4 protein-coding genes are annotated in these 3624 nt (G+C 65.8%); all 4 read left to right on the forward strand.

The genetic code is table 11. From position 1 onward, the window contains the following. Positions 1 to 119 precede the first annotated feature (119 nt). The 4 genes from QQS14_RS16135 (at position 120) to purD (ending at position 3328) form a co-directional block, all read left to right on the forward strand. Positions 120 to 719 (forward strand): hypothetical protein, encoded by a 600-nt coding sequence (locus QQS14_RS16135; protein ID WP_285908043.1) that lies wholly within the window; start codon positions 120 to 122, stop codon positions 717 to 719. Next, positions 716 to 1222 carry a hypothetical protein gene (locus QQS14_RS16140; RefSeq protein WP_285908044.1) on the forward strand — a complete coding sequence of 169 codons (507 nt, stop codon included), beginning with the start codon at positions 716 to 718 and terminating at the stop codon, positions 1220 to 1222. The genes QQS14_RS16135 and QQS14_RS16140 overlap by 4 nt, the downstream gene beginning before the upstream one ends. Before the next feature lie 8 nt (positions 1223 to 1230). Then, a complete protein-coding gene (locus QQS14_RS16145) occupies positions 1231 to 1977 on the forward strand; it encodes a hypothetical protein (RefSeq protein ID WP_285908045.1) in 747 nt (248 codons plus the stop codon). 73 nt (positions 1978 to 2050) lie between these two features. Continuing rightward, the gene (gene purD, locus QQS14_RS16150; RefSeq protein WP_285908046.1) at positions 2051 to 3328 is read left to right on the forward strand and encodes a phosphoribosylamine--glycine ligase; all 1278 of its coding nucleotides are present in this window, start codon (positions 2051 to 2053) and stop codon (positions 3326 to 3328) included. Positions 3329 to 3624 lie beyond the last annotated feature (296 nt).

A 3624-nucleotide genomic window follows, 5' to 3' on the forward strand; every position in this document is an offset into this window, starting at 1 on the left:
GGGGGAAAACTTTTTCCCAAAAGTTTTCCCCCCGGAACCTCTCACCCCACCCCTTCCTGCCCCAAGCGCGCCTGTGTGGACGGGCGGAGGGGATTCGCGTATTTGGGAGCGGAGGCATCATGAGCAAGACCACTTCACACAACGAAACCGGGCGAAAGGTCCGGGCGGATGCCGGGGGCAGGGCTTCGGGCGGCAAGGCTGGCGTGGGGGCGCGGAAGCGGCCTGTCGGCACTGGCGAGTCTGTCCGCGACCGTGAGTCCGAGCGCTTTGTGCGCAAGATGGTTTGGGTGTGTGTGATCTGCGGGTTGTTCGTGGCCGGTCAGGCGGTGCGGTATGGGTTGCATTATGGCCAGTTGCGCGAGATTCGGGAGCAGACGGACACCTTGTATGTGTCGGCGATGGGGCCGGACATTGGCCAGTCGCCCTTTGGGCGGTTGCAGTTCGAGCATGGCAAGCTGGCGGCTGGTCGGCGCATTGGCCTTGATCCTTTGAGCGTGCTGGCGGCCTTGAGCCGTCCGGCGGTGGAGAGCCTGCGGCTTGAGGGCTTGTCGGTGACGGGCCGGACCGGGCACGTGCGCGGATTCTTCGGCCCGGGTGTGGACGGTTTCGACCAGTACATCAAAGACTTGTCTGGCGACGAGCGGTTTCATTTCTCCCTTGAGAAGCGCGAGGACGTGTTTGGCGGCATCGAGTTCAGCCTGACGGTGGAGCCCATATGACCGGGCGCGGCTATTTCTGGAGCGACTGGCCCGAGATGTCGCGACAGCGGCTGTTCCGGGTGGCCCCCAGGGCGGCGGTGGTGGTGGGTCTGTGCGTGTTCATCGGCCTGCGCCTGTTCACCGGCACGGTGGTGGTGCAGATCGAGGAGAGCAAGGCGCAGTATGCCCGGGTGGTGCCGCTGGTGGAGGAGATCCACGCCCTGCGCGCCATGCAGGGCGATCTGCTCCATCTGCCCATTGAGGAGGCGGTGTGGCGGATCATCGACGATCTGGCCATCGAGCAAAACCTGATGTCCCTGCGGGAAACCCCCGGCCGGGACACCGGAGCCGGGCCGGGCGACACGGCCTTGCAGGTCACGCTGACCGGCCTGCCTCTGAACACCATGGCCCGGCTGCTGGCCGGTCTGCGCGACCGGGCCGGACTCCAGGCGCGCGACTGCGCCCTGACCCGAAACCCGGATGATCCGCGCCTGAGCGACGCGCATCTCGTGCTGGTCAGGTAGGGAGAGCCGTGGCAACCGCACGCAAACACCCCTCCTCGCTGCCCGGCCGCATCCTGGCCCGGATTTTTCTATTGGCCCTTGGTTTTCTTGTGGGCGTGGCCCTGTTCATGCCTTGGAACAAGCTGTGGACCAGCCTACTGGTGGGGCTTGACGAGCGGATGCCCACCATGCGCCTGCGCTGGGAGAGCATCGACCGCGACGGGCCGCTCGGATTCCGCGTCAACGGGCTGCGCGTGGCCCTGGCCGACACGCCGGGCAGCTTCGCCTTCAGGCGCGCCTCTGTGCGCATGGGCTTCTCGCCCCTGGCCCGGGTGCGGCTGGATACCGGCGGTTCGCAGTGCGAGCTGGAACTGTACCGGGACGGCACCCTGGAGATCGAAGGCGACTTCAACCTGACCTCGCTGCTGGGCGACACGGATTTCAAGGGTGCCATTCATGTGGCGGGCAGCCTGTTCCTGCCCGCCGGGGCCGCCCTGCCCCAGGGCGGGTGGCTCGACATCCGCTCCCAGCAACTGGTGCTGCCCGACGGCAAGACCGTCGGCGACCTCGCCTTCACCGCCGAAATCCACGACCGCGACATGGTCGTGCGCGACTTCTCCATGGGCAGCCCACTGGCAATCCGCACCGCAGGGCGCGCAATCATCGACCCCCTGGACGTCTACCGGACCACCTTCGACCTCTCGGGCGAACTGACCCTGGGCAAGCGCAGCATCCCCTACGCCCTCAAGGGCACCCTGGCCGACGCCATCCGCTAGACCCGGTCGTCCTTGATAAATCCCCTGATTTTTCTTACATCGTGAGCATCCCAACACGAAAAAGGTGGCAGGCATGAAGATACTGGTGGTCGGAGGCGGCGGGCGCGAGCACGCCATCTGCTGGAAGCTTTCCCAAAATCCCAAGGTGACCGCGATCCTGTGCGCGCCCGGCAACGGCGGCACGGCACGGCTGGGCGAAAACGTGCCCATCAAGGACGACGACATCCCCGGCCTCATCGCCCTGGCCCGCGACCGCGAGGTGGATCTGGTGGTGGCCGGGCCTGAACTGCCCCTGGTCCTCGGGCTGGTCAACGCCCTGGACCGCGAGGGCATCCCCTGCTTCGGTCCCTGCGCCTATGCCGCCAACCTCGAAGGCTCCAAGGCCTTCTCCAAGAATCTCATGCACGAGGCGGGTGTGCCCACCGCCCCCTTCCGCGTCTTTGACGAATACGACGAGGCCGTGGCCTTTGTGCGCAAGAAGGGCGCGCCCATCGTGGTCAAGGCCGATGGCCTGGCCGCGGGCAAGGGCGTGGTCGTGGCCGCCACTGTGGACGAGGCCGTGGACGCCCTGACCGACATGATGGTCAAGGGCAGCTTTGGCACGGCCGGGGCGCGGGTGGTGGTGGAGGAAACCCTCAAGGGCGAAGAAGCCTCGTTTCTCGCCTTTTGCGATGGCACCAACTACGCCCTGCTGCCCTCCAGCCAGGACCACAAGGCCGTGGGCGAGGGCGACACCGGCCCCAACACCGGCGGCATGGGCGCCTACTCCCCGGCACCGGTCCTGCCCGAGGAAAAATACGCCGAAACCGCCGAGATGTGCATCAAGCCCATCCTCAAACATCTGGCCGCCAAGGGCGAACCCTTCAAGGGCATCCTCTACGCCGGGCTCATGTACACCGAAAACGGCCCGTCCGTGCTCGAATACAACGTCCGCTTCGGCGATCCCGAATGCCAGCCCCTGCTCATGCGCCTGGAAACCGACCTGCTGACCATCATGTTCGCCTGCATCGACGGCAAGCTCGACACCATCGAGGTGCGCTCCACCCCGCAGACCGCCTGCGGCGTGGTCATGGCCGCCAAGGGCTACCCCGGCACCTACCCCAAGGGCATGGAAATCACCGGCCTCGACGAGGCCGACGCCATGGACGGGGTCAAGGTCTTCCAGGCCGGAACCCGGCTCGAAAACGGCAAGACCGTGACCAGCGGCGGCCGCGTGCTCTGCGTCACCGCCCTGGGCGACACCCTGGCCGAAGCCAAACAACGCGCCTACCAGGCAGTGGAAAAAATCCACTTCGACAACAGCTACTTCCGGCGCGACATCGCCGACAAGGGCCTGAAACGGCTGGGCTGACGGGGGGAAGGAATGCCTCCGGCGGCCAGAGGGGGAAACCTCTTGAAAGAGGTTTCCCCCTCTGGACTCCCCCTTCCAGAACTTTTTGGGTCTCCGCCGCAAGGCGGAACCTGACGAGCCAGAAGCCGGACAGCGGCGGAGGGGGCCGCACGAAAGCACACGTTGCCCCTCTTTTTGAAATATACCCTTGGATTGCCTTTGGCGCTCCCCCAGCCCCCAACCAAAAAGTTTGGGAAGGGAGAGGGGATGGGGGTCCAGGGGGAAGGGGAGAGGGAGAACCCTTTTCAAAGGGTTTC

The organism is Pseudodesulfovibrio pelocollis (assembly GCF_030282845.1).
In the GTDB taxonomy this organism is placed as follows: Bacteria; Desulfobacterota; Desulfovibrionia; order Desulfovibrionales; family Desulfovibrionaceae; genus Pseudodesulfovibrio; species Pseudodesulfovibrio pelocollis.